Origin of the sequence: Ruegeria sp. B32 (assembly GCF_025141855.1) — a bacterium.
Lineage (GTDB): Bacteria > Pseudomonadota > Alphaproteobacteria > Rhodobacterales > Rhodobacteraceae > Ruegeria > Ruegeria arenilitoris.
On record NZ_CP081106.1, the window covers coordinates 2,705,491 to 2,729,392 of the forward strand.

The following is a 23,902-nucleotide window of genomic DNA, read 5'->3' on the forward strand; positions in this document are numbered from 1 at the left end:
GGATGCGCGTCATTTCGGTGCTGACGCTGGTTGCCGTGATGGTAGCCGGTACAATCCCGATGGGCTGGATGCCCACGCGCAGCTCGGACGGGGCGATCCTGATGGTGATCTGCACCGGCGACGGCCCGGTCGAGCGCTGGATCGATCCGGGCGAGGACGCCCCGGACCACAACGAAACCGCCGAACGAAGCGCCTGCCCCTATGGCGGGATTGTTCTGGCAGGCCAATTGGCCGAAGTGGGAACGGTACTGCCCGCCGACTGGCCGATTGCCGCGCGTTGGGCGCATGTGGATTTCACCCATCACAGCGCCGGGTTCCACGCCCGGTATGACGCGCGGGGTCCGCCCCACCTCTCCTGAATCCGCGAACAAGACCTGAAACCTCGGCCGCCCGGCCGGGGACGTTCCGAATTTCTGGAGACTGAAATGGCACAAGACAGCCAAACCGGGGGCGCGCAGGCGGCCCGGCGCGAGCATGCGCAAAAATTCTACATGGCCGCCTGGCGGTGGCACTTCTATGCGGGGCTTTTTGTTGTCCCCTTCCTGATCATCCTGGCGGTGACCGGCCTGATGATGATGTTCATTACCCAAACCGATGGCCGCGACGGAGAAAAGATCGCGGTCGAGATCACGGGCCAGGCGATGCCCGCATCCGAACTGGCCGATCTGGTGCAGGCCCGCGTTCCGGGCCGCGTGGTCGAATGGATCGGCCCCAAGGCGCCGGATCTGGCAACCGTGTTCCGCGTCAAGGCCGAAACCGGCCAGCGCATGGTGGCGATCGACCAGTATTCCGGCGAGGTGATCCAGGTCTGGGACCGCCGCGCGGGGTGGTACGATCTGGCCGACAACATCCACTCGACCCTGCTGATGGGCGATACCGGCGACCGGATTCTGGAAATCGCGGCCGGGATGGCGCTGCTGCTGGTGTTCACCGGCCTTTACATGTGGTGGCCGCGCGGCAACGTGGTGGCGGCCCTGGTGCCCGACCTGCGGGCGCGGGGCCGGGCCCTGTGGAAATCTCTGCACGCGGTCACCGGGTTCTGGATGTCGCTGTTGCTGGTCGGGTTCCTGATCTCGGGCATGTCCTGGACCGGGATCTGGGGCGGCAAGTTCGTGCAGGCCTGGAGCAGCTTTCCAGCCGAGAAATGGGACGACGTCCCACTGTCGGACGACCTGCATGCCAGCATGAACCACGGCAGCCAGAACGACGTGCCCTGGGCGCTGGAACAGACACCGATGCCGGCCTCGGGTTCGGAGGCAGGCGTTGCCGGGGTCCCGACGGGTGTTCCGGTCAATATCGATGCGATGGTTGCGCTGGGTGAGTCCCTGGGCATGCAGAACCGGTTCCGCGTCGCCTATCCCAACGGAGACACGGGCGTCTGGACCCTGAACCGCGACAGCATGAGCGGCGATTCGACCGACGCCACCGAGGACCGCACCGTCCATGTCGACCAGTACACCGGCAAGATCCTGGCCGACGTGCGGTTTCAGGACTACTCGCTGATGGGCAAGGCAATGGCGGTGGGCATTCCTCTGCATATGGGTCTGGCGGGTCTGTGGAACTTTGTCCTGAACGTGGTGTTCTGCCTATCGGTGATCTTTGTCTGCGTGTCCGGCGTGGTCATGTGGATCAAGCGGCGGCCCTCCGGCGCCAGCCGTCTGGCGGCGCCGCCGATGCCGTCTGAGATGCCCCTGTGGAAGGGCGCGGTGCTGGTCGGGCTGTTCACGGCCATGGCCTTTCCGCTGGTCGGGCTGACGCTGTTTGCGGTGCTGGCCGTCGACCTGCTGGTGGTCAGCAACATCCCCGCGGTTCGGCGCGCATTCAGTTGACCGGTTCGGGCGGTGCCCCTGGGGTCCGCCCGTCTGCGTGGCGCGACAGCGTCCCCCTTTTGGCGCGCCACGCAACAAAACCTGCGGCCTACCCGTTCCGGGCTTGGCAGGTCCGGCCAAAGGCCCTAACAGGGAAGGCCAGAGGGACGACAGCCATGAAGAAACAGGACATGAACCGGGATTGGATAGCCACCGCCGCCACGCTCAACAGCGCCCTGCCCTATCTGCAGCGCTATGACGGGGCAATCGTCGTGATCAAGCTGGGCGGGCACGCCATGGGCAGCGACGAAGCGATGGAGAGCTTTGCCCGCGACGTGGTGCTGATGCGTCAGGTCGGCGTGAACCCGGTGGTCGTGCATGGCGGCGGGCCGATGATCAACGCGATGCTGGACAAGCTGGACATCCAGTCGGACTTCGTGAACGGTAAGCGCGTCACCGATGCCGCCACGGTCGAAGTGGTCGAGATGGTTTTGTCCGGCGTGGTCAACAAGCGCATCGTGCAAGCCATCAATGCCCAGGGTGGAACGGCCGTCGGCCTGTCGGGCAAGGATGCCAACCTGATGACCTGTGAGCAGACCGATGCGTCGCTGGGCTATGTCGGCACGCCCGCCGAAATGAACCCCAAGATCCTGCACGACCTGTTCTCGCACGACGTAATCCCGGTGATCGCTCCGCTGGGGGCGGGCCGCAATGGCGAGACGTTCAACGTGAACGGTGATACCGCTGCCGGAGCGATTGCCTCGGCGCTGAAGGCCGACCGCCTGCTGCTGCTGACCGACGTATCGGGCGTCAAGAACGCCGCCGGAGAGGTCGTGACCGAACTGAAGGCGGGCCAGATCCGGGAAATGACCCGCGACGGCACCATTGCCGGCGGTATGATCCCTAAGACCGAAACCGCGCTGGACGCGCTGCACAGCGGTGTGCGCGCCGTGGTCATTCTGGATGGCCGCGCCCCCAATGCCGTGCTGCTGGAACTGTTCACCGAACATGGTGCGGGGTCTTTGATCCGCCCCGACTGACGCGGGCAAGCCCACCCTTGCAGTTCACACTCACATGCTTAAATTTGAATGCATGGAGCGTGAACTCATCATCCGCATGGGCATCTTTCTGACGCTGTTTCTGACCTTCGCGTTGGCCGAAAGGCTTGCCCCGCGCCGTCCACTACGCGTGCCTCGATCGCGCCGCTGGCTGACCAACCTCTCGGTCACCCTTTTGAACACACTGACACTGCGGGCGATGGCGATCGGGTTCCCTTTGCTGGCGGTCGGGGCGGCTTTGGATGCCGGCCGGTTAGGCGTCGGAGTTTTCAACACTCTGGACTGGCCCAAATGGGTCGAGGTCACCCTTTGTGTCCTGGTGCTGGATTTCGCCATCTGGGCACAACATCTGATCACCCACAAGGTGCCGATCCTGTGGCGTCTTCACCGTGTGCACCATGCCGACCGTGATATGGATGTCACTACGGCCGTTCGCTTTCACCCGGTCGAAATCGCCTTGTCGATGGGTTTGAAGATCGGTCTCGTCTACCTGCTGGGGCCCAGCGCGCTCGCGGTCATCCTGTTCGAAGTCCTGCTGAACGGCACCGCTTTGTTCAACCATTCGAACGTCCGCCTGCCCGCCGCCGTGGATGCCGCCATGCGCCGAATACTGGTCACGCCGGACATGCACCGGGTCCACCATTCGGTGCTGCGCAGGGAACATGACAGCAATTATGGCTTTGCATTATCCATCTGGGATCGTTTGATGGGAACATATGTGGCGCAGCCCGAGGCCGGCCACGACGACATGACGGTGGGGCTGGAATGGCAGGACGATCGACCGACGAAGCTGGGGTGGAGCCTCGCTCTGCCGTTTCGGCGCAAGTGACCTATGATCAAGTGGTTTCCGCATCTGAGGCCGCGGGCCTGGTCCTCATGGGCGCGCAACACCCGCGGGTGAGTGGCGCCAAACAGTTGGATAGTGGCACGCTTATTCTGCTCGGGGCAGGCAGCAGCTTTTGGCCGGTCCTTACCGCTTCGGCCGAGTGGTTGGACGGCAAGCCGGACCCGGTCGACCGTTGGTCGCTCCGAGTGGTCGGCACCCTTGCGGAAAACCTGGGCGCCCAGGCGTGGTATCCGTTCGGCGGCCCCCCGTATTCGCCATTCATAGATTGGGCGTTGAAATCGGGACGTACGTTTCAAAGCCCGGTGGGCGCGCTGGTGCACGACACGGTGGGAATGATGATTTCATTCCGTGGGGCCCTGCATTTTGATCACGAGTTCGACATTCCCGTCGCAGATGACCCGTCGCCATGTATCAATTGCCCTGCGCCCTGCGCATCGGCCTGCCCGGTTGGGGCCTTGAACGCCAAGACGTTCTATGACGTCGACGCCTGCCACGGCTACCTGAGAACTCCGCCCGGTCAGGCCTGCATGACACAGGGATGCGCGGCCCGGCTGGTCTGTCCGCTCAGCGCGGGGGCCGGACGTCGGGCCGAGCAATCCGCCCATCACATGAGAGCCTTTCACCCGGAATGACCCGCACGCTTATCCTGACCCGCCACGCAAAATCCAGTTGGGACGATCCCGGCCTGCCCGATCATGACCGACCGTTGAACAAGCGCGGCCGAGCCTCCGCCTCCGCCATCGGCGATTGGCTGCGGCGCAAGGGGTACTTGCCCGACGAGGTCCTGAGTTCTTCATCCGAACGCACGCGCGAGACCTGGCTTCGGATGGGGCTGAGTGCGTCCAACATCCGGTTCCTCTCCGAACTCTATCATGCCTCGCCCGACCAGATCCGGCAGGCGCTGTCCAGCGCGACGGGCCAAACGGTCCTGCTGCTGGGCCACAATCCGGGGATCGCGGAGTTTGCGGAACGTATTGCTCAGTCTGCACCGGAGCACCCGCGGTTCCGCGACTATCCGACCTGTGCGACCACGGTTCTTCAATTTGATATGGCGGACTGGTCCGGAATTGGTTGGCACGACGGCCAGGTGATCGAATTCGTCACGCCGCGCGCGTTGCTGGAATGAAAAAAGGGCGGGATCACCCCGCCCTTTCCAACGTCGTTTTCGACCCGCCTCAGTGACCCAGAATCTGGCTGAGGAACAGCTTGGTCCGTTCGCTTTGCGGGTTGTTGAAGAACTCTTCCGGTTCGTTCTGTTCCACAATCTGACCGGCATCCATGAAGATCACCCGGTTCGCCACCTGGCGGGCAAAGCCCATCTCGTGCGTTACGCAGAGCATGGTCATGCCTTCCTCGGCCAGCTCGATCATCGTGTCGAGCACCTCTTTGATCATCTCGGGGTCCAGAGCGGATGTCGGTTCGTCAAACAGCATGATCCGCGGCATCATGCACAGGCTTCGTGCAATCGCCACACGCTGCTGCTGACCACCCGACAGCTGACCGGGATACTTGTCGGCCTGTTCGGGGATCTTGACCTTCTCAAGGAAATGCATCGCGCGCTCTTCGGCCTCTTTCTTGGGCGTTTTACGCACCCAGATCGGGGCCAGCGTGCAGTTTTCCAGAATGGTCAGATGCGGAAACAGGTTGAAGTGCTGGAACACCATGCCAACCTCGGACCGGATCTTGTCGATGTTCTTCAGATCGTTCGACAACTCGGTTCCGTCCACCACGATTTTGCCCTGCTGGTGTTCTTCCAGCGCGTTCAGGCAGCGGATCAGAGTGGATTTGCCCGACCCCGACGGCCCCGCGATCACGATCCGCTCGCCCTGATTGACGGTCAGATTGATGTCGCGCAGCACGTGGAAGGACCCGTACCACTTGTTCATGTTGGTGATTTCGATGGCGACCTCGTCGCTCACCTGCATTTTAGAGCGGTCAATTTCGCGGTCGATTGCAAGTTCAGACATGTGTTGAACTCCTTAGTGATGATCCGTGGCAAGGCGACGCTCGAGCCACTGGGAATATTGAGAGATGCCGTAGCAGACGACGAAGAACAGAAGCGCGGCAAAGCCCAGAAGCTCCCAATAGACGCCGTTCCATTCGGTCGACGCCAGGATGGGACCCCGGATCATGCCCACCAGATCGAACATCGAGATGACCGAAACCAGCGTTGTATCTTTGAACAGACCAACGGCCACGTTCACGATACCAGGGATTGAGATCTTCAAGGCCTGTGGCAGGATGATCAGACGCATCGCCTGCGGGTAGTCCAGACCCAGACTGTCTGCTGCCTCATACTGACCGCGCGGAAGCGCCGCCAGACCGCCGCGGATCACCTCGGCGATGTAGGCGGCAGAGAACATGGTGATCATGATCACGACGCGCAGGAACAGGTCGACCGTGCTGTCAGGCGGGAAGAAATAGGCCAGCATCACCGAAGCCACGAACAGCAGCGTGATCAAAGGCACGCCACGGATGAATTCGATGAAGATGACGCAAACCCACTTGATCAGCGGCATATCGGACTGACGACCCAGAGCCAGTGCAATACCCAGGGGCAAGGACAGCGACACACAGGTCACGCCCAGCATCAGGTTCAGCATAAAACCACCCAGGTCACGGCTGGGCACCGCAGTCAGCAGCGCACCTTCGTTGGCGTCTTCGGGAATGAGTGCCCCGCCGACATTCCACACGACCAGCGCCACGACAATGGCCCCAAAGAACCCGGCTGCAAAGCTGTTGCGGCCAAATTTCTGGAACACCACGCCTGCCGCGACACAGCCCAGCAGGGCCACGATGGGCACCATGATGGTTCCACCCCAAATCAGCCAGAAAGCGATAAACGGGTAGAGCGCCGTAAACAGCAGCAACTTACGAGGCAGGTCGAAGAACAGAACAGGTGCCACAGCGACCAGCATCAGCACAAACGCCAGGTTCGGGCGCCAATACGCTTCTACTGGATATTTGAACCCGTAGATCAGTTGATGCCAGCGTTCGGTCAGAACTGCGAAACAGGCCCCGGTCTTGCCGTCCAGAATCTCGCGGCATTGCGCCAGCGAGTCCGCATTCCAAACGCCGTTCAAAATCCACGGCAAGGTGTTCTTGAGAAGCACATAGATCAGCAGAATCGACAGAAGGGTAAGGATCGTGTTTGTGACACCCGAGAAAAGATTCTCACGCAGCCATTTGACGATACCCGTCTGGTTCGCCGGCGGAGGCGACGGAGGAATGGTGCCGTCGGCCACAAATGCGATCGGATTTGTTGTTTGATCAGCCATGGCTCAGCGCTCCTTCAACTTGACGGATGCGTTGTAGATGTTCATCGCCATCGAAATCAGCAGCGAGGCTGTCAGATAGAACAGCATCAGCAGCAAGACGCACTCGATCGCCCGACCGGTTTGGTTCAGCGTGATGCCACCCAGCGTTGCGGTGATATCCGCATAGCCGACTGCAATCGCAAGCGACGAGTTCTTGGTGATGTTCAGATATTGCGAGATCAACGGCGGGATGATGACCCGCAGCGCCTGAGGCAGGATCACAAGATTCATGATCCGACCGGGACGCAGGCCCAACGCGGCCGCAGCCTCGGTCTGGCCTTTTGAAATCGCCTGAATACCCGCACGTACGTTTTCTGCGATGAAGGCGCCGGTATAGATCGACAAAGCGAACCACAATGCGATCAGCGGGCCGCCGACCTTGATACCACCGCTGAAGTTGAAACCTTTCAGTGCGGGGACGTCCCAGGTCAGGCCCATCAAAATCATCAGCAGCGCAAAAGGCACGAGCCAAACTGCAAGTTTCACAAGGCCGGTCTTAGGACGCTCGCCCGTCTGTTCCTGTTTGAGCGTGGCGCGTTTCTCAATTTCACGAGACGCAAACCAGGAAGCGACCAAAACCGCGATGACCAGCAGCCAATTCAGAAAGGTCGAACCGAACAGCCCATTCGCAAACTCGGGGCGCGGGACATAGACGCCGCGGTTGGTAAAGGCGAACAGATCAAACAGCATGCTGGATGTTGGGTTATCGCCGCGGAACTCCCTCGGTCCCGGCAGCACGGCTGTCATGATCGTGAAGATGATGATGATCCAGATCAGGACCGGAATATTCCGGAAGATTTCCACGTAGACCGCCATCAGCTTGGATACAAGCCAGTTGTTTGACAGGCGCAAAACGCCTGCGATCACGCCAAACACCGTCGCAGTGATACAAGCCAGGAATGCAACCAAAAGCGTGTTGAGAATGCCGACGACAGCCGCACGCCCATGCGAGGACTGGCTGTCATATTCGATCAAACGCTGGTTGATGTCGTACCCGGACGGATCGCCCAGGAAAGAATAGGAAATGTTGAGCCCTGCGGCCCTAAGGTTCTGGATCAGGTTGTTACCAAGATACCAGATGCTGAGCGCAATAACGATTGCCGCGATCACCTGAAATGTAAGAGAGCGATAGCGTGTATCGTTTATGAGCATCGACAACCGAAAGTCAGCCTTCGGTGGGTCAGTCATAGTCGACATATTTTGGGATCCCCGTGCTTTTCGGACGCTTCCTTCCCGGCAGGGTTTTCCCCGCTCCCGAGCAGCCCGTAGCATTCTGTTTTGCAAAAAAGGGCGCAGGTTGCCCTGCGCCCTTTTCCGTGGATTTTAGCGGAACGGCGGCGAGTACAGCAGACCACCATCGGTCCACTGTGCGTTCAGACCGCGCGCCAGACCGATCGGGGTTTCCTCACCGATGTTCTTGGCAAACACTTCACCGTAGTTACCACCCGCCTTGACGGCGCGCATGGCCCACTGTGCGTCCAGACCCAGCATCTCGCCCAGGGTGCCTTCGCTACCCAGCAGACGGTTGATTTCCGGGTTCTCGGTGCCAGCAGCCATCTCGTCGATGTTGGCCGAGGTGATGCCCAGCTCTTCGGCCGAGATCAGCGCGTTCAGGGTCCAGCGAACGATGTCGCCCCACTCGTTGTCGCCGTGACGGACCAGCGGTCCCAGCGGCTCTTTCGAGATGATTTCGGGCAGCAGAACGTGATCACCGGGGTTTTCGAACGTGGCGCGGGTTGCGGCCAGGCCCGAGGCGTCGGTGGTGTAAACGTCACAGGCACCTGCCAGGTACTGCTGCTGCGCTTCGGCGTTGGTTTCGATCGGAACCGGCTCGTAGCTGATGTTGTTCGAGCGGAAGAAGTCCGCCAGGTTCAGCTCGGTCGTGGTGCCGGTCTGGATGCAGACAGTGGCGCCGTCCAGTTCCTTGGCCGAGCTGACGCCCAGTGCCTTGGGAACCATGAAGCCCTGACCGTCGTAGTAGTTCACACCCACGAATTCGAACTTCAGGTCGACGTCGCGGCTGAAGGTCCAGGTGGTGTTGCGGGCCAGCATGTCAACTTCGCCCGAAGCCAGAGCGGTGAAGCGGGTCTTGCCGGTGGTGGGAACGAATTCAACAGCGTTCGCGTCACCCAGAACGGCGGCGGCTACTGCGCGGCATACAGCAACGTCAAAGCCCTGCCATTCGCCATTCGCGTCAGGTGCAGCAAAGCCAACCAGACCGGTGGTTACACCGCAGTTCAGCTTGCCGCGCGCTTTGACGTCGTCCATGGTTCCTGCCGCGGCCGCGCCGGCAGCAAGACCGGCAATCGTCGCCGCGCCCAAGATTACGGATTTTTTCATTTTTACCTCTTCCTGATTTCCCGCCCCATCCCGGGACGGATCTTGTCCGACACACAAAGGTAGCCGGATAGGTTACCCCAAAGGTGTCTCCCCTTTAGTGCGCCCGAGTTTGGGCGCATTCATAAACAAACGTCAAGGGTCGGATCAGTGAAAACGATATGTTCCCGGCAAGGCAACTGCCCAAGCCTCTCAAATCAGGACCAGAAAGGCTCAAACCGATAGATCGTAGAAGGTTTTCGCGTGCAAAAAGGCGATCTTCTTCAGTTCGGCGGCTTGGACCGCCTCGTCGTCATCGCCCCATTGCTCGGCCTGCCACGATTCATCCAGCCGAGAAATGCGCCATATCTCGTCCGGGTTGCGCCAGTTTTGGGCAGCAGCAAAACCCAGAATCAACGAACCCGACAGACTCACAAGGTCGTGAAACGCCGCCAGACGGAACGCGTCCAGGTCGTGAACCTGCCGACGCAGCCGGTCCAGTGCCTCGGGGGCCTGAGGCTGATGCCGTACGCCTTCGACCGGGATCAGTCTGGCGCCCAGCGTTTCCGCGGCCCAGTCCAGCGCGGGGTCCCATTCGCGGCGCTGACGTTCGATCAGGGCTTTCGGGTGGGTTGCGCGATAGCACAGCAGGTCCGAATCGCCATAGTCCGACAACATGTCGGCCACTTCCGCGTGCTGATGCTGCACCTTGTCGATTGCCGCGTTGGCCGAGCGGGTGAAGGGCATCGCCGCCGGATCGATTTCCTTTTCCTGCGCGTCCCACTCGCGGGCCACCGCCTCGGCCATGGCCCGGGTGGGCAGGACCAGAGCAGCCTTGGCCGGTGTCCGCACCCGGCGGCCATCCAACTCGACGGTAAAACCGCTATCGGTCGCGACCACGGCACTGGCTGTCCAAAAGCGTTTCGGTTTCCACTCACTCATATCGTTATCCCCAGACTGCGGACAGGACGCCGGGCAGCTGCTCGAACCGGTCGATCACCGCGGACGCCGCAGCCAGCTGCGACCGATCATGATAGCCCCAGCCCACGCCGATCCCCGCAACCCCGGCGGCCCGCGCCATTTCCATGTCAAAGCTGGTGTCGCCGATCATCACCGCATCACCGGCCGACACCCCTGTTTCAAAAAGCGCCGTTTCGATCATCGAGGGATGCGGCTTGGATGGATGATGGTCCGCCACCTGACGGGTAACGAAGACCGAATCCAAACCGTGCGCCTCAAGCAAGGCATCCAACCCCCGCTGCGATTTACCCGTCGCCACGCCAAGAAGGATCTCGGGCACGGCCTGCAACGATCCGATAACCTCGCGCGCGCCGGGATAGAGCGGAGAACTTGCCGCCCCCATCTCAAGCCGATGAGCGTGATACGCCTCTTTGTAACCCTCGACCAACCGGTGTTGAGTTGCCTGCGACTGATCCGGCGCGAGGCGTGCGATTGCAATCGGCAAGGACAGCCCCACGATCGACAGGATCGCCGCGCGATCTGGCCCCGGAAGGGACAGAGCCTGAAAACTGGCGGTCATGGCTGACACGATGCTGGCCTGGCTGTCCACCAGCGTCCCGTCGACATCGAACAGAACCAGGCGCAGAGGCGCGGTCATTGCAACTCCTCGAACGGGTCCTCGGCGGCCAGATCTTCGGTCCAGCCCAAAGTATCCCAGCTGTCCTTCATGTGCGGCGGCAGCGGAGCGTTGATCGTGACCTGCTTGCCGGTCATCGGATGCTTGAACGACGCGGTTCGGGCGTGCAGATGCAGCCTCTTGCTGATGACCCCGCCCAATTGTGCGCCCCAGCCATCGCCCATATTTTCCTGACCCGAGCCGCCATATTTACCATCGCCGATGATCGGGTGCCCGATGGCCGCCATATGCGCGCGCAGCTGGTGCGTGCGGCCGGTGACGGGCTCCATCGCGACCCAAGATGCGCGCCCCGCCACCCGATACAGCGTGGCATAAAGCGTATGGGCCCGTTTGGCACCCGGCGTGCTGTCGATCTCGTTCAGGTGGACGGCGATCATCTTTTCGCCCTCGCCCTGCTTGCCATGGCCGGGGGCCTTGACCAGCCCGGTCTTGATCTCGCCCAGATACGGGGTCGGCACACCGGCCACCAGCGCCCAGTAGATCTTGCGCGTGTTGCGATGCCGGAAGGCCGCGGTCAGCCCCTTGGCCGCTTCGCGCGTGCGCGCCATCAGCAGCACGCCCGAGGTGTCCTTGTCGAGCCGGTGCACCAGCCGCGGGTTCTCGTCATAGCCAAAGCGCAGCGCCTCGGCGAGGCCGTCCACATGCCGGGCCTGGCCGCTGCCGCCCTGAACGGGCAGGCCGTGGGGCTTGTTCAGGGCCAGGACATGGTCGTCGCGATAGATCACGCAGGACTGGATCATTTTCGCATCGGCATCCGTCACGCGGGGGCGGGCCGGGGCCGGTTTGTGATCCGGGTCCGGCAGGGGCGGCACGCGCACCACCTGCCCCGCCTGCAAGCGGGTCGAGCCCTTGACCCGGCCGCCGTCCACGCGCAGTTCACCCTTGCGGCACATCTTTTCGATCCGGCCCTGGCTGACATGCGGGAACAGGCGCCGGATCCAGCGGTCCAACCGCTGGTCGCCGTCGCCCGGCTCGACCGTGATCATCTGTACGCCGCTCATGCCAATACCCCTTGCGACCGGATGCTGCGCGCCCGGAAAATCGCCCGTGTCAGTGCCTCAGAAAACATCCGCGTCTGTCGCGCGCCGCAAGGCAAGAGTCAAGCAGGCTGACGGGTTCGCAGGGCCAAGGCCGCTCAGATATCGGTGAAATCTCCGTGCCGCCCGGCCCCATCGCGAAACCGAGCCGCGCCGGATGTGCCCTCGCGGCGGATGGCGTCCAGTCCGTTGGCCCATTCGACCTTCAACGCCTCGCGCATCGGCATCCCCCGGGTTTCGATGATCGAGCGGCGGTCGGCGCGGACGGCCTCCTGCGGGAACCGGGCGATCTCTTGCGCCATCGCTTCGGCCGCCGTGCGTGCTTCACCCTGCGGCACGATTTTCTCGGCCAGGCCGATCCGTTCGCACTCGTCAGCCTTGACCTTGCGCCCTGTCAGCGCAATCTCAAGCGCCTTGCCCTGCCCGACCAGCCGCGGCAGCCGCACCGAACCGCCATCCATCAGCGTGATCCCCCAGCGGCGGCAATAGACGCCCATATAGGCGTCCTCGGCCATCACCCGGATGTCGCACCACAGGGCCAGTTCCATGCCGCCGGCAACAGCGGCGCCTTCGATCGCGCCGATGACCGGCTTTGACAATTCCAGCCGCGACGGACCCATCGGGCCCAGCAGCGACGGCGCCGCCCCGATCGGAAAAGCATGCTTGTCGAAATAGGGCTCGCGCAGGTCCGGGTCGGACAGCGTGGCTGCCATCTTGAGGTCCCAGCCCGCGCAGAAATTGCCGCCTTTGCCCCAGAACACGGCGGCTTTGGCCGCGCTGTCCTCGAAGGCGATGAAGGCCTCGGCCAGGGCTGCCGCGTGTTCGGCATCCACGGCGTTTCTGGCCTGGGGCCGGTCGTGGATGATGGTCCACACGTCGTCTGTCTTGTCTATGGAAACGGTCATCTGCGCTCCTCCCTGGCGGCATGTAACCCTAGGGAAACCCGGGCACGCCTTGGGTGTCGCGCAAAACGCGACGGCACGGCCTGATCTGACCTTGCGTCACGACCCCTTGCGTTGACTGCGCAGTTTCGAAAAGTAGTCCAGACGCTTTTTCAACTCGCGCTCGAACCCGCGTTCGACCGGCTGGTACAGGACCGGGCGTTTCATGGTCTCGGGAAAGTAGTTCTGCCCTGAGAACCCGTCCTCGGCATCGTGGTCATAGGCATAGCCCGCGCCGTAACCCTGATCCTTCATCAGCCCGGTCGGCGCGTTCAGGATGTGTTTGGGCGGCGGCTCGCTGCCCGACTGTTTGGCCAGGCGCATCGCCGCCTTGTAGCCCACATAGGCCCCGTTGGATTTGGGCGCCAGCGCCAGATACACGACCGCCTGCGCCAGCGCCAACTCACCCTCGGGCGACCCGAGCCGCTCGTAAACTTCCCAGGAATGCAGGCAGATCGACTGGGCCTGCGGATCGGCCAGGCCGATATCCTCGACCGCCATTCGGGTGATGCGGCGGGCCAAGTATCGCGGATCTTCGCCCCCGGTCAGCATCCGGGCGAACCAGTACAGCGCCGCATCCGGGTCGGACCCGCGCACCGATTTGTGCAGCGCCGAGATCAGGTTGTAGTGCTCGTCCCCCGACTTGTCGTATTTCGCGGCGCGTCGCATCAGGCGCTTGGCCAAAGCGTCGGGGTCCAGCGGCGCGTCCACCGACCAGGCCGCGATCTGTTCGATCAGGTTCAACAGCGCCCGGCCGTCTCCATCCGCCATATCCTGCAACGTCTCCCGCGCTGCGGGGGTCAGAGGCAGCGCCTTGCCCAGCTCTTTTTCGGCACGCTGTGTCAGGCGTTCCAGATCGGCCAGATCCAGCCGTTCCAGCACCAGCACCTGCGCGCGGCTGAGCACGGCAGCGTTCAACTCGAACGAAGGGTTTTCGGTGGTCGCGCCCACCAGAAGGATCGTCCCGTCCTCCATATGCGGCAGGAACCCGTCCTGCTGGGCCTTGTTGAAACGATGGATCTCGTCCACGAACAACAGCGTCCCCCGGCCGTTCCGCCGCCGCAACTTGGCAGCCTCGAACACCTTCTTGAGGTCGGGAACGCCGGTGAAGATCGCGCTGATCTGTTCGAAATGAAGGTCGGTTTCCTTGGCCAGCAGCCGCGCGATCGTGGTTTTGCCTACCCCAGGCGGCCCCCAGAAGATCAGGCTGGACAGGCTGCCCGACGCCAGCATCACCCCCAGCGGCGCCTCGGGGCCCAGAACCTGTCGCTGCCCGATCACCTCGGACAGCGCCTGGGGCCGCAGCCGGTCGGCCAGCGGGCGGTTCGGGGCCGGTTCCGAGGCCTGGTCTTCGGTATCGAACAGGTCACTCATGCGGTCACAGCCTGAACCGCAACGACACGGGTTTGCCACCGCGCACCAGGTCGATCTGCACACGCCGCCCCGGATCGCGCAGCGCCCGAACGACGTCGCGGGGACGTTCAGCCTGTCGCCCGTTCACGGCATTGATGACATCGCCGGGCCGCAACCCGGCCCGCGCGCCATAGGGGCCGGGGTCGACCACGACCACACCGGTCTGCGACAGCAGCAGACTCATCTTGGCAATCATTGCCGGGTTGATGCGCGCAACCGTCATTCCCGGAAGAACCGTGCGATCGTCCAGAGTGGTTTCCTCGGCCGGAGGCGTCTCGGGCGCGGGGACCAGATCGACGGCGACCTCAGCGCGCTCGCTGCCGCGGAGCCGGGTCAGAACGGATGTCCCACCAACACCCGCCACAGACATGCGGAACTTCATCTCAGCCGGAGAATTCACCTCCTCGCCATCCACGTGGGTCACAATATCGCCAACCCGCAACCCGGCCTCGGCCAACGGGCTGAGCGGATGGAGGTCCGAGATCACAACGCCCTGCGGCAGCGAAAGCCCAAGGGATTCGGCGATGTCTGCGCTCATGGTCTGTCCGGCCATACCCGCCCAAGGGCTGACGAAACCTTCGTTTCCTTCCTGGGCCTGCCGCAGAAACTCTGCGACCAGATTGGCCGGAATGGCGAAGCCAATCCCATTGGACCCACCCGACCGCGTCAGGATCGAGGTATTGATGCCGATCAGGTCACCATTCACGTCGATCAGGGCGCCACCGGAATTGCCCGGGTTGATCGGCGCGTCTGTCTGGATGAAATAGCCCCGCGCATTGCCGGTGGCGGTGCCAGACCGCGCCAGCCCCGAGATGATGCCAGACGACACGGTCTGCCCGACGCCGAACGGGTTGCCGATGGCCAGAGCCAGTTCCCCCACCTCGACATGGTCAGAATCCCGCAGACGCAGAAACGGCAGTCCCTGCGCGTCCTGCAGGCGCAGGATGGCGATGTCGCTTTCCTCGTCGCCCAGAACGACCTCGGCCTGGAACTCGCGACGATCCGTTGTCACGACCCGGATCTCGGTCGCGGTGCCGACAACGTGATAGTTCGAGACGACATAGCCGTCCTCGGTCACGATGACGCCCGACCCCAGCGAGTTTTGAACCCGCGGCCGCGGTGCACCAAACCCACCGCCGAAAAAGTCGCGAAAGAACGGATCCGTGAAAATCGGACTGCTGCGCCCAGGCCGGACGATCTTGGCATAAATGTTCACCACCGCCGGGGCCGCCTTTTTGACCACCGGGGCAAAACCCATGGAAATCTCGACCTGTGACTGAGGAACCCGTGTCTCGGCACCGGCATGGGTGGCCAGTGTCATCAGGCATACGGCCAGGATCGTGCGTATCATGACAGCTCCGTTCATCATCCGCCGAAGATATGCGGAGGTCGGCACGCGAATGCAATAGAGCACGCGAAACCTTGCCGCTGCCATGTCCGCCGCAAGCGAGGCGATCCATAAGAAAAAGCCCCTGACCGGGATATCCGGACAGGGGCCATGAAACGGCAATGCAGCCGGTTCTTATTCTTCGTCAACGTCCACTTCTTCAGCGGCGACGCGGGCCTTGTCGGCTGCGCCTTTGGCGTCGATGTCACGATCAACGAATTCGATGATCGCCATCGGAGCCATGTCGCCATAGCGGAAGCCAGCTTTCAGGATACGGACATAGCCGCCCTGACGGTCCTTGTAGCGCGGGCCCAGAACCTCGAACAGCTTGGCGACGTCCTTGTCTTCCTTCAGCTGAGCTGCGGCCTGACGGCGGGCGTGCAGGTCGCCGCGCTTGCCCAGGGTGATCAGTTTTTCAACGATCGGGCGCAGTTCTTTTGCCTTGGGCAGGGTCGTCTTGATCTGTTCGTGCTCGATCAGCGAGCCGGCCATGTTCGAGAACAGGGCCTTGCGGTGCTCATGAGTACGGTTCAGGCGGCGGTAACCACGTGCGTGACGCATTTTTCAATTCCTTCTTTCGCGTTTTGCTTTGTCTGGCCGGCGATGCGTGTCACCGGCTCTCCTTGGGGCGGAAATGCCCATACGGTCCCCGGCAGCCCGGGCATTGGCGAAGACGCGTTTAGAACGCGTCTTCGAATTTCTTGGCCAGATCTTCAATGTTGTCGGGCGGCCAATCCTCGACATCCATGCCGAGGTGCAGACCCATGCCGGACAGCACTTCCTTGATCTCGTTCAGCGACTTGCGGCCGAAGTTCGGGGTGCGCAGCATCTCGGCTTCGGTCTTCTGGATCAGGTCGCCGATGTAGACGATGTTGTCGTTCTTCAGGCAGTTCGCCGAACGAACCGACAGTTCCAACTCGTCCACTTTCTTCAGCAGCAGCGGGTTGAACTCCAGACCATCGTCCTCGTCCTGGCGACCGGCCGATTCCGGCTCGTCGAAGTTGACGAAGATCGACAGCTGATCCTGCAGGATGCGGGCGGCGAAGGCCAGCGCGTCCTCGGGCGTGATCGAGCCGTCGGTTTCGATCTTCATGGTCAGCTTGTCATAGTCCAGAACCTGGCCTTCACGGGTCGGCTGAACGTCATAGGCGACTTTCTTGACCGGCGAGTAGATCGCGTCGATCGGGATCAGGCCGATGGGCGCATCTTCGGGCTTGTTCTTCTCGGCCGAGACATAGCCTTTGCCAGTGTTGACGGTCAGTTCCATGAACAGCTCGGCGCCATCGTCCAGGTGGCAGATGACGTGATCACGGTTCAGAACCTCGATGCCGGCGCTTTCGCTGATATCACCGGCGGTGACAACTGCGGGGCCTTTGGCATTGATCGACAGGCGCTTGGGTCCTTCGACTTCCATGCGCAGAGCGACCTGCTTGAGGTTCAGGATGATGTCGGTGACGTCTTCACGCACACCTGCGACCGAGCTGAACTCGTGCAGGACGTTGTCGATCTGGACGCTAGTGATGGCGGCGCCTTGCAGCGAGCTCATCAGAACGCGGCGCAGCGCGTTGCCCAGGGTCAGACCAAAGCCACGCTCAAGCGGCTCCGCAACCAGGGTTGCCTGCCGCGCGGGATCGTTGCCCGGCTTGCCTTCCAGTTGGGTCGGCTTGATCAATTCTGCCCAATTCTTGTGGATCATGTAATCCCTCCATTCCTGTCTGCGCCCCATGACCAATCAGGTGCAGACGCCCGAGGTTTCAAAACGGCGAACCGGGGCCGTGTAAAAACACGGCCCCAGCCTGGTAATTCGATCGGTTAGACGCGGCGGCGCTTCGGCGGGCGGCAGCCATTGTGGGCGATCGGGGTCACATCGCGGATCGACGTGATGTTGAAGCCCACGGCAGCCAGCGCACGCAGAGCCGATTCACGACCCGAACCGGGGCCCTGAACTTCGACTTCCAGCGTCTTGACGCCATGTTCCTGCGCCTTCTTGCCTGCATCTTCTGCAGCCATCTGAGCGGCGTAGGGGGTCGATTTCCGCGATCCCTTGAAGCCCATGGTACCGGCCGACGACCACGAAATGGCGTTGCCCTGCACGTCCGAGATCAGGATCTTGGTGTTGTTGAAGGTCGAATTCACATGGGCGACGCCCGATGCGATGTTCTTACGCTCTTTGCGCTTAACGCGAGTCTTGTCACGTGCCATCAGTCAGACCCTCCCTTATTTCTTCTTACCAGCAATGGCCTTTGCGGGGCCTTTGCGGGTACGAGCGTTGGTGTGGGTACGCTGACCGCGAACCGGCAGGTTGCGGCGGTGACGCAGACCGCGATAGCAGCCCAGGTCCATCAGACGCTTGATGTTCATCTGAACTTCGCGACGCAGGTCACCTTCGACGGTGAAGTTCGCGTCGATGTATTCGCGGATGGCCAGAACTTCGGCATCCGACAGTTCATTGACGCGACGGGTCGTGTCGATGCCAACGGCTTCGCAGATCGCTTTGGCCGAGGTGTTGCCGATACCGGTGATATATGTGAGGGCGATTGGTACCCGCTTTGCAGTCGGGATGTTTACGCCGGCAATACGTGCCACGTGTCACTTTCCTTTCGTTGCGGTTCCGTAGTTCCAGAACCTTTTTTCACAACGCCTAACCGTGGCAGTGTGGCCAGAGGGTTCAGCATTATTCGAGGTGGTCTATACATGCGGAACGAATCCCGCGTGCGCGATTGATTCCCCAAAGGGATGGGGGTCGATATGGGCTTTTGCGCTTGGCGTCAAGCCCTTTGCAAGCCTAACCCAATATGGCTGCGATCGAGGCCCGGACTTCCTTGATGTCCGCCAGCCCGTTCACCGGTCGAAGATCGCCCTTGGCATAATAATAGCCAATCAACGGCGAGGTCTTCTTGTAATACTCCATAAGCCGGGTGCGGAGGCTTTCCTCGTTGTCGTCGGCACGACGGACGAAATCGTTTTCCTTGCCGCAATTGGTACATTTACCATCGGCCGGGATCGGTTTGGTCTTGTCATTGTAGACCTCGCCGCAACCGCCACAGGTCGACCGGGCAGTGATCCGATCAACCAAGGCCTCGTCATCCACGCGCATTTCAATCACGGTGTGCAGCGACTGGCCCAGCTTGGTCAGAAGGGCCGACAAGGCGTCAGCCTGGGCCAAGGTGCGCGGGAAGCCGTCGAAGATGAAGCCTGCGCCCTTTTCGGTGGTCAGTTTCTCTTCGATCAGGCCGATCACGATCTCGTCGGTGACAAGCTTGCCCGCGTCCATGATCGCGGCCACCTTCTTGCCCATCTCGGTTCCCGAGCTGCGGGCCTCGCGCAGCATGTCACCGGTGCTGAGCTGAATCATGCCCCGCGTTTCAACCAGGTGACGTGCCTGCGTACCCTTGCCTGCCCCCGGGGGGCCCAGAAGAATGATATTCATCGACGAGCGGGTCCCTTCCTGCCGCGTTTCTTGCCTTTGCCGCGCAACTGGGACTTTTCGATCAGCCCTTCGTATTGATGCGCCAGCAGGTGGCTCTGAACCTGTTGGATCGTGTCCATGGTCACAGAGACGATGATCAGAACCGAGGTGCCGCCGAAATAGAACGGGATGGCGAACTGGCCGCGCAGAATTTCAGGCAGCAGGCAGACCGCCGCCAGATAGGCCGAGCCCAGAACCAGTACGCGGTTGACGACGTATTCCAGGTATTCGGCGGTCTTCTTGCCGGGGCGAATGCCGGGCACGAAACCGTTCTGCTTTTTCAGATTGTCCGCCACGTCATCCGGTTTGAACGACACGTTGAACGTGTAGAAATACGCAAAGAACACGATCATCGAGGCGAAGAACAGCAGATACAGCGGCTGTCCCGGTCCGAAATTGGCAAGCAGCCACGACATTATCGGTCCGTTCGCCGCACCCGACGAGAAGGTCGAGATCGTGACCGGCAGCAGCAGCAGCGAGCTGGCGAAGATCGCCGGAATCACGCCGGCCGGGTTGACCTTGACCGGCAGGTGGCTCGAGCCGCCCTCATAGACCTTCATGCCGACATTGCGGCGCGGGTACTGGATATGGATCTTGCGCAGCGCGCGTTCCATGAACACCACGAAGGTGATAACGGCGATCACCATCACGATCACGCCGACGATCACGGCCGGGCTGATCGCGCCCGAACGGCCCGAGGCGAGGAACTGGGCCAGCGCGGCAGGAACCTCGGCTATGATGCCGACGAAAATGATCAGCGAGATGCCGTTGCCGATGCCGCGCGCGGTGATCTGTTCGCCCAGCCACATCAGGAACATGGTGCCGCCCACCAGAGTGATCATCGTCGACAGGCGGAAATACAGACCCGGATCGGTGGCCAAATCTCCCGATTCCAGCGAAACCGCCAAGCCATAGGCCTGAACGGTGGCCAGCGCGACGGTGCCGAAACGGGTGTACTGGTTGATTTTCTTGCGGCCCTGCTCGCCCTCTTTCTTGAGCTGTTCGAGCGCGGGCACCATCGAGGTCAGCAGCTGTACGATGATCGATGCCGAAATATAGGGCATGATGCCGAGGGCAAAGATACCCATCCGCCCCAGCGCCCCGCCGGTGAACATCGAAACCATCCCACCGATGCCCTGCCCCGCCTGTTCCATGAACTCGCGCAGCGCCTGACCGTCGATCCCCGGCACCGGAATGAAGGTGCCCAGACGATAGACGATCAGCAAACCCAGCGTGAACAGGATGCGGTTGCGCAGATCGGTGGCCTTGCCCAGAGCAGCCCAGCTTGTGTTGGCTGCCATTTGTTCTGCTGCTGATACCATAAATCGGTCTCTCTTATGAAAACGCCGCCCGGAACCGTTTTCCGGCTCGGGCGGCGTCTTGGAAAACTCTGAGGTCTATGTAAGCGGGTCGGCGCCCGCTCACAAGCGCTTACTCTGCCGCAGCGGCTTTTGTGACCTTCAGTGAACCGCCCGCTTTTTCCACGGCTTCGATCGCCGCTTTCGACGCGCCGGTCACTTCGAGGTTCAGCTTGGCGCTGATTTCGCCTTTGGCCAGAACGCGGATACCGTCCAGCTTGCGGCGCACCAGACCCGAGGCAACCAGTGCGTCCTCGGTGATGGCCGATTTAACGTCCAGTTTGCCGGCGTCGACGAATTTCTGGATCAGGCCCAGGTTGATGACGGCAAATTCCTTGCGGTTCGGCTTGTTGAAGCCGCGCTTGGGCAGGCGCTGATACAGCGGCATCTGGCCGCCTTCGTAGCCGTTGATGGCCACACCCGAACGAGATTTCTGGCCTTTGATACCGCGGCCACCCATTTTACCCTTGCCAGAGCCGGGACCACGGCCAACGCGGGTGCGTTTCTTGACGGCGCCGGGATTGTCGCGCAATTCGTGCAGTTTCATGTCGCTTCTCCTAAGCCGGATATGACCCCGAAGCGTGATGGGCCAAACACGGCATTTCTTGGTTTTGATTCTCGTGGCAAACACGCCACCGGAGCGCAGTACAGCCTCGCGCCCCGAGTTGCAAGTTTTGATTGCCCGGCAGCAGCGGCTCAGTCGTCGCGGCCAGCAATGGGCGCATCTTGGGGCACAATTCCATGTTTGGCCACAAGTCGCCCGACCAGGCTGTCGGGATGTGGTATTCCACCGTGGTTCTTGCGCATGATCGCCCGCATCCGGCGCCCGTATAGATGGATCGAGACGGTATCCTCGTGAAAAAACCGGTCAAGATTTTCGTTCGGCCGGGCAAGGGCCCGGCGCCGCGAAAAGTTGATCGGGTAAAAAACATGCTCCGGCAGGACATATTTTATTTCGCCCGTTTGCTTGAGTGCCCAAGCGAATGCCTTCGGCCCCCACACGCCCCACAACGCCTCGGGAACGTTGGTCGGGTTCCCGGCGTCCCGCGCCTCTTCCAGCGGTCGGCGGTGGCGCGGCGGTAACCAAGGAGGAATAAGGTAGGGATCATTCGTGTACTCGATCAGCTTGGCCAGGGTTTCACTGTCCTGCGGCAGACCCAGAACCCCGATCGCCACCTCACCCTCGAGATACCCATAGTAATGACCATTCGCCGTTGAATAGGGTTTCAGGCAATAGGCATCGGTGTCGGCCCAGATCAGGTCGGGCTCCTGCGCGAGCATTCGGTAGCGGAACTTGTCGGAATGCGGCGCGGGGCTGTTGGTGCGCTCATGAGTGATAAATTCGGAATCCGGCAGGATCTCGCGGGCATCACGGTGCTCAACACCCTCGGGGATGTTCGTCACATTGCTATAGGTATAAAGCCGCACGCTGTGGCCCATATCCAAGTAGGACTGGATGCACAGCAGTTCCAAAAAGCTGAGCGGCCCCTCGACCCACAGCATTGCAATCTGGAAGTCCCGTGCCATGTTCTGCCCTCTCTGCCCAATGTGTTCATGCCTTGACGGCTTGCCTGCATTGGAGTGACCCAATTCCCGGCGCCGCGCAACGTCGCAGTTGTGGTAACAACTATTTTCCTGCCCGTGTGGGATCCGTAAACACAAAAGAGGCGCCACTTGGGCGCCTCTGCTTCATATGTTGTCGTCCCGTATCTTACGAGCAGTAGGCGTGCTCGCGGGCGATGTCGGCGATGTCGCACCGGCGGATGCCGATGTCGTTCAACTCGCGGTCGCTCAGACGCTGCAACTCGGTATACGTGCGGGTGTATTCGCTGGCCCGGGCGCGGTTTTCTTTCACGCGCTCGATCAGGTTTGCGATACGGGCGGTCAGGTTGAAGCCGCCATGTGTCAGGGTCGCTGTGTGTGCCATTATCTCATTTCCTTTCGAATGTCGGGGCGTATTCCCCGATGTCACTTACTTGGTTCCTGTCTTGGACAGGGTTGAGATAGGGACTTCAGTTATCGCTAACAACGATGGTTTTGGACTGGCCGCTATGCATTTTTGGCATAGCGGCGCAAATCAGGAGTGACCGCTACCGGCCGCAAGCCGGGACAGGTTGTCCAAAGCAGCAGACCAGCCACCTTTGTAGTCCTGAAACAGTTCTGGCCCGGCCAGGCTTGTGATCTGCAACGTGACGCGCAGCGTACTGCCTTGGCCATTCGGCATGATTTCGTGTCCGCACAGCGAGACCGAGACCAACTCTCCCTGAATGACCAGTGTTTCGGTCAATGAAAGAAACTCCGGCGAGACCACGTGGAACAGGCTGGTCGTATTGAACTCTGGCGCCTCTTTCGGTCCACACCGCGTTTCCTCACGGCCTCCGGGTCGACAGTCAAAAACATCAATCAGAACTACGCTTTCATCGTCTGGTGCGGCCCATTTCTGGCGTAACTCGCGGTCGGTCAACACCTGAAACAGCCGGTCGGGAGCGCAGGAAATCTCGCGTTCCAGGATCAAAGTTTCGTAATCAGCCATCATCGGATTCCTTTTCAATTTGCTCGGCAAGTGCAGACAGGCGATCCAACCGGCCTTCCCAGAGGTGACGTTGTTGTTTCAACCAACCTTCCGCCTCGGCGATCGGGGCGGCTTCGATATGCAACATGCGAACCCGACCGATCTTCTCCGAACGGATCATTCCAGCGGATTCCAGTTTGCCGAGATGCTTCAGAAACGAAGGAAGAGCCATGTCGTGCGCTTCGTGCAGCTCTGACACGGCCGCTGGGCCAGTGATCAGCCGTTCGATCACGGCACGCCGGGTCGGATCGGCCAGCGCAGAAAAAAATGTATCGAGTTTGTTAGCCATAAGGCTAAGTATTTCAACGCACCGCCCGCGTCAAGAAAAAGTTAGCCGTTTGGCTATGTTTTTAATTTAAAGGTCAGGACAGAGGGCAAAAAAGGTGTCTACCTGTGAGTTCCTGGCCAGGCCTTGGCCAAGTTCAACGCAAAAGGCGGTCTTCCGACATTCCGCGCAGGCGACGGCCAAAAATGAAAACGCCCCCGATCAGATCGGAGGCGTTCATTAGGCTTTCGAATTTGGCGCTCAGCCGCGCTCTTCGATGATCTCAACCAGATGCGGGATCTTGTTGACCATGCCGCGGATCGACGGAGTGTCTTCCAATTCGCGGGTCTTGTGCATCTTGTTCAGGCCCAGACCGATCAGGGTTGCGCGCTGTTCGGCGGGGCGACGGATCGGGGAACCGATCTGCTTGACGACGATGGTTTTTGCCATTGCTCGC

Annotated in this window: 28 protein-coding genes; 6 read left to right on the forward strand and 22 right to left on the reverse strand. The window is 61.3% G+C overall.

The window, feature by feature from the left end:
- Window positions 1–2 precede the first annotated feature (2 nt).
- From K3752_RS13675 to K3752_RS13700, 6 genes are all read left to right on the forward strand, one after another.
- Complete coding sequence (locus K3752_RS13675) at window positions 3–359, forward strand: DUF2946 family protein (RefSeq protein WP_254430032.1); 357 nt, start codon at window positions 3–5, stop codon at window positions 357–359.
- Between the two features lie 66 nt (window positions 360–425).
- The gene (locus K3752_RS13680; RefSeq protein WP_260063541.1) at window positions 426–1,829 is read left to right on the forward strand and encodes a PepSY domain-containing protein; all 1,404 of its coding nucleotides are present in this window, start codon (window positions 426–428) and stop codon (window positions 1,827–1,829) included.
- A 155-nt stretch (window positions 1,830–1,984) separates the two neighbouring features.
- On the forward strand, window positions 1,985–2,848 hold the full coding sequence (argB, locus tag K3752_RS13685) for an acetylglutamate kinase (RefSeq protein ID WP_170361663.1): 864 nt from the start codon (window positions 1,985–1,987) through the stop codon (window positions 2,846–2,848).
- 52 nt (window positions 2,849–2,900) lie between these two features.
- Window positions 2,901–3,695, forward strand: a complete 795-nt coding sequence (locus K3752_RS13690) for a sterol desaturase family protein (RefSeq protein WP_260063542.1) — start codon at window positions 2,901–2,903, stop codon at window positions 3,693–3,695.
- Window positions 3,632–4,345, forward strand: coding sequence for a ferredoxin (locus K3752_RS13695; RefSeq protein WP_260063543.1), 714 nt, complete (start codon window positions 3,632–3,634; stop codon window positions 4,343–4,345). Before K3752_RS13690 ends, K3752_RS13695 begins: the two co-directional genes overlap by 64 nt.
- Window positions 4,342–4,839: a histidine phosphatase family protein gene (locus K3752_RS13700; RefSeq protein ID WP_260063544.1), complete on the forward strand. Its 498-nt coding sequence runs from the start codon at window positions 4,342–4,344 to the stop codon at window positions 4,837–4,839. The genes K3752_RS13695 and K3752_RS13700 overlap by 4 nt, the downstream gene beginning before the upstream one ends.
- Window positions 4,840–4,888: 49 nt before the next feature.
- Here K3752_RS13700 and K3752_RS13705 read toward each other — a convergent pair whose 3' ends face one another.
- From K3752_RS13705 to rpmD, 22 genes are all read right to left on the reverse strand, one after another.
- A complete protein-coding gene (locus K3752_RS13705) occupies window positions 4,889–5,680 on the reverse strand; it encodes an amino acid ABC transporter ATP-binding protein (RefSeq protein ID WP_093965397.1) in 792 nt (263 codons plus the stop codon).
- Window positions 5,681–5,692: 12 nt separating this feature from the next.
- Window positions 5,693–6,991 carry an amino acid ABC transporter permease gene (locus K3752_RS13710; protein WP_170342939.1) on the reverse strand — a complete coding sequence of 433 codons (1,299 nt, stop codon included), beginning with the start codon at window positions 6,989–6,991 and terminating at the stop codon, window positions 5,693–5,695.
- Between the two features lie 3 nt (window positions 6,992–6,994).
- Window positions 6,995–8,227, reverse strand: coding sequence for an amino acid ABC transporter permease (locus K3752_RS13715; RefSeq protein WP_170361668.1), 1,233 nt, complete (start codon window positions 8,225–8,227; stop codon window positions 6,995–6,997).
- Window positions 8,228–8,353: 126 nt separating this feature from the next.
- Entirely contained in the window at window positions 8,354–9,370 is a 1,017-nt protein-coding gene (locus tag K3752_RS13720) for an amino acid ABC transporter substrate-binding protein (RefSeq protein WP_093965393.1), read from the reverse strand.
- A gap of 210 nt (window positions 9,371–9,580) precedes the next feature.
- A complete protein-coding gene (locus tag K3752_RS13725; protein ID WP_170408093.1) occupies window positions 9,581–10,288 on the reverse strand; it encodes an ATP12 family chaperone protein in 708 nt (235 codons plus the stop codon).
- A 4-nt stretch (window positions 10,289–10,292) separates the two neighbouring features.
- Window positions 10,293–10,964, reverse strand: coding sequence for an HAD-IA family hydrolase (locus K3752_RS13730; protein ID WP_260063546.1), 672 nt, complete (start codon window positions 10,962–10,964; stop codon window positions 10,293–10,295).
- Window positions 10,961–12,004, reverse strand: a complete 1,044-nt coding sequence (locus K3752_RS13735) for an RluA family pseudouridine synthase (RefSeq protein WP_260063548.1) — start codon at window positions 12,002–12,004, stop codon at window positions 10,961–10,963. Before K3752_RS13735 ends, K3752_RS13730 begins: the two co-directional genes overlap by 4 nt.
- A 134-nt stretch (window positions 12,005–12,138) precedes the next feature.
- Complete coding sequence (locus tag K3752_RS13740) at window positions 12,139–12,945, reverse strand: crotonase/enoyl-CoA hydratase family protein (protein WP_170343468.1); 807 nt, start codon at window positions 12,943–12,945, stop codon at window positions 12,139–12,141.
- Window positions 12,946–13,041: 96 nt separating this feature from the next.
- Window positions 13,042–14,355: a replication-associated recombination protein A gene (locus K3752_RS13745; protein WP_260063549.1), complete on the reverse strand. Its 1,314-nt coding sequence runs from the start codon at window positions 14,353–14,355 to the stop codon at window positions 13,042–13,044.
- A gap of 4 nt (window positions 14,356–14,359) precedes the next feature.
- Window positions 14,360–15,745, reverse strand: a complete 1,386-nt coding sequence (locus K3752_RS13750; protein ID WP_260063550.1) for a trypsin-like peptidase domain-containing protein — start codon at window positions 15,743–15,745, stop codon at window positions 14,360–14,362.
- 171 nt (window positions 15,746–15,916) lie between these two features.
- On the reverse strand, window positions 15,917–16,342 hold the full coding sequence (gene rplQ, locus K3752_RS13755; protein WP_093965383.1) for a 50S ribosomal protein L17: 426 nt from the start codon (window positions 16,340–16,342) through the stop codon (window positions 15,917–15,919).
- Between the two features lie 118 nt (window positions 16,343–16,460).
- On the reverse strand, window positions 16,461–17,477 hold the full coding sequence (locus tag K3752_RS13760) for a DNA-directed RNA polymerase subunit alpha (protein WP_170342951.1): 1,017 nt from the start codon (window positions 17,475–17,477) through the stop codon (window positions 16,461–16,463).
- A 116-nt stretch (window positions 17,478–17,593) separates the two neighbouring features.
- A complete protein-coding gene (gene rpsK, locus K3752_RS13765; RefSeq protein ID WP_008757289.1) occupies window positions 17,594–17,983 on the reverse strand; it encodes a 30S ribosomal protein S11 in 390 nt (129 codons plus the stop codon).
- A gap of 15 nt (window positions 17,984–17,998) precedes the next feature.
- Window positions 17,999–18,367, reverse strand: coding sequence for a 30S ribosomal protein S13 (gene rpsM, locus K3752_RS13770; RefSeq protein WP_093965378.1), 369 nt, complete (start codon window positions 18,365–18,367; stop codon window positions 17,999–18,001).
- 199 nt (window positions 18,368–18,566) lie between these two features.
- Window positions 18,567–19,211, reverse strand: a complete 645-nt coding sequence (locus tag K3752_RS13775) for an adenylate kinase (protein WP_170343464.1) — start codon at window positions 19,209–19,211, stop codon at window positions 18,567–18,569.
- Window positions 19,208–20,572 carry a preprotein translocase subunit SecY gene (gene secY, locus K3752_RS13780; protein ID WP_093965375.1) on the reverse strand — a complete coding sequence of 455 codons (1,365 nt, stop codon included), beginning with the start codon at window positions 20,570–20,572 and terminating at the stop codon, window positions 19,208–19,210. The genes K3752_RS13775 and secY overlap by 4 nt, the downstream gene beginning before the upstream one ends.
- 109 nt (window positions 20,573–20,681) lie before the next feature.
- Entirely contained in the window at window positions 20,682–21,155 is a 474-nt protein-coding gene (gene rplO, locus K3752_RS13785; protein ID WP_170342955.1) for a 50S ribosomal protein L15, read from the reverse strand.
- Window positions 21,156–21,304: 149 nt separating this feature from the next.
- Entirely contained in the window at window positions 21,305–22,135 is an 831-nt protein-coding gene (locus tag K3752_RS13790) for a hypothetical protein (RefSeq protein WP_260063551.1), read from the reverse strand.
- A gap of 184 nt (window positions 22,136–22,319) precedes the next feature.
- Entirely contained in the window at window positions 22,320–22,535 is a 216-nt protein-coding gene (locus tag K3752_RS13795; RefSeq protein WP_170343462.1) for a DUF1127 domain-containing protein, read from the reverse strand.
- 150 nt (window positions 22,536–22,685) lie between these two features.
- The gene (locus K3752_RS13800) at window positions 22,686–23,141 is read right to left on the reverse strand and encodes an SRPBCC domain-containing protein (RefSeq protein WP_170343461.1); all 456 of its coding nucleotides are present in this window, start codon (window positions 23,139–23,141) and stop codon (window positions 22,686–22,688) included.
- Window positions 23,134–23,469 (reverse strand): helix-turn-helix transcriptional regulator, encoded by a 336-nt coding sequence (locus tag K3752_RS13805; protein WP_170342961.1) that lies wholly within the window; start codon window positions 23,467–23,469, stop codon window positions 23,134–23,136. Before K3752_RS13805 ends, K3752_RS13800 begins: the two co-directional genes overlap by 8 nt.
- Window positions 23,470–23,706: 237 nt before the next feature.
- Window positions 23,707–23,895 carry a 50S ribosomal protein L30 gene (gene rpmD, locus K3752_RS13810; protein ID WP_093965366.1) on the reverse strand — a complete coding sequence of 63 codons (189 nt, stop codon included), beginning with the start codon at window positions 23,893–23,895 and terminating at the stop codon, window positions 23,707–23,709.
- Window positions 23,896–23,902: the final 7 nt, after the last annotated feature.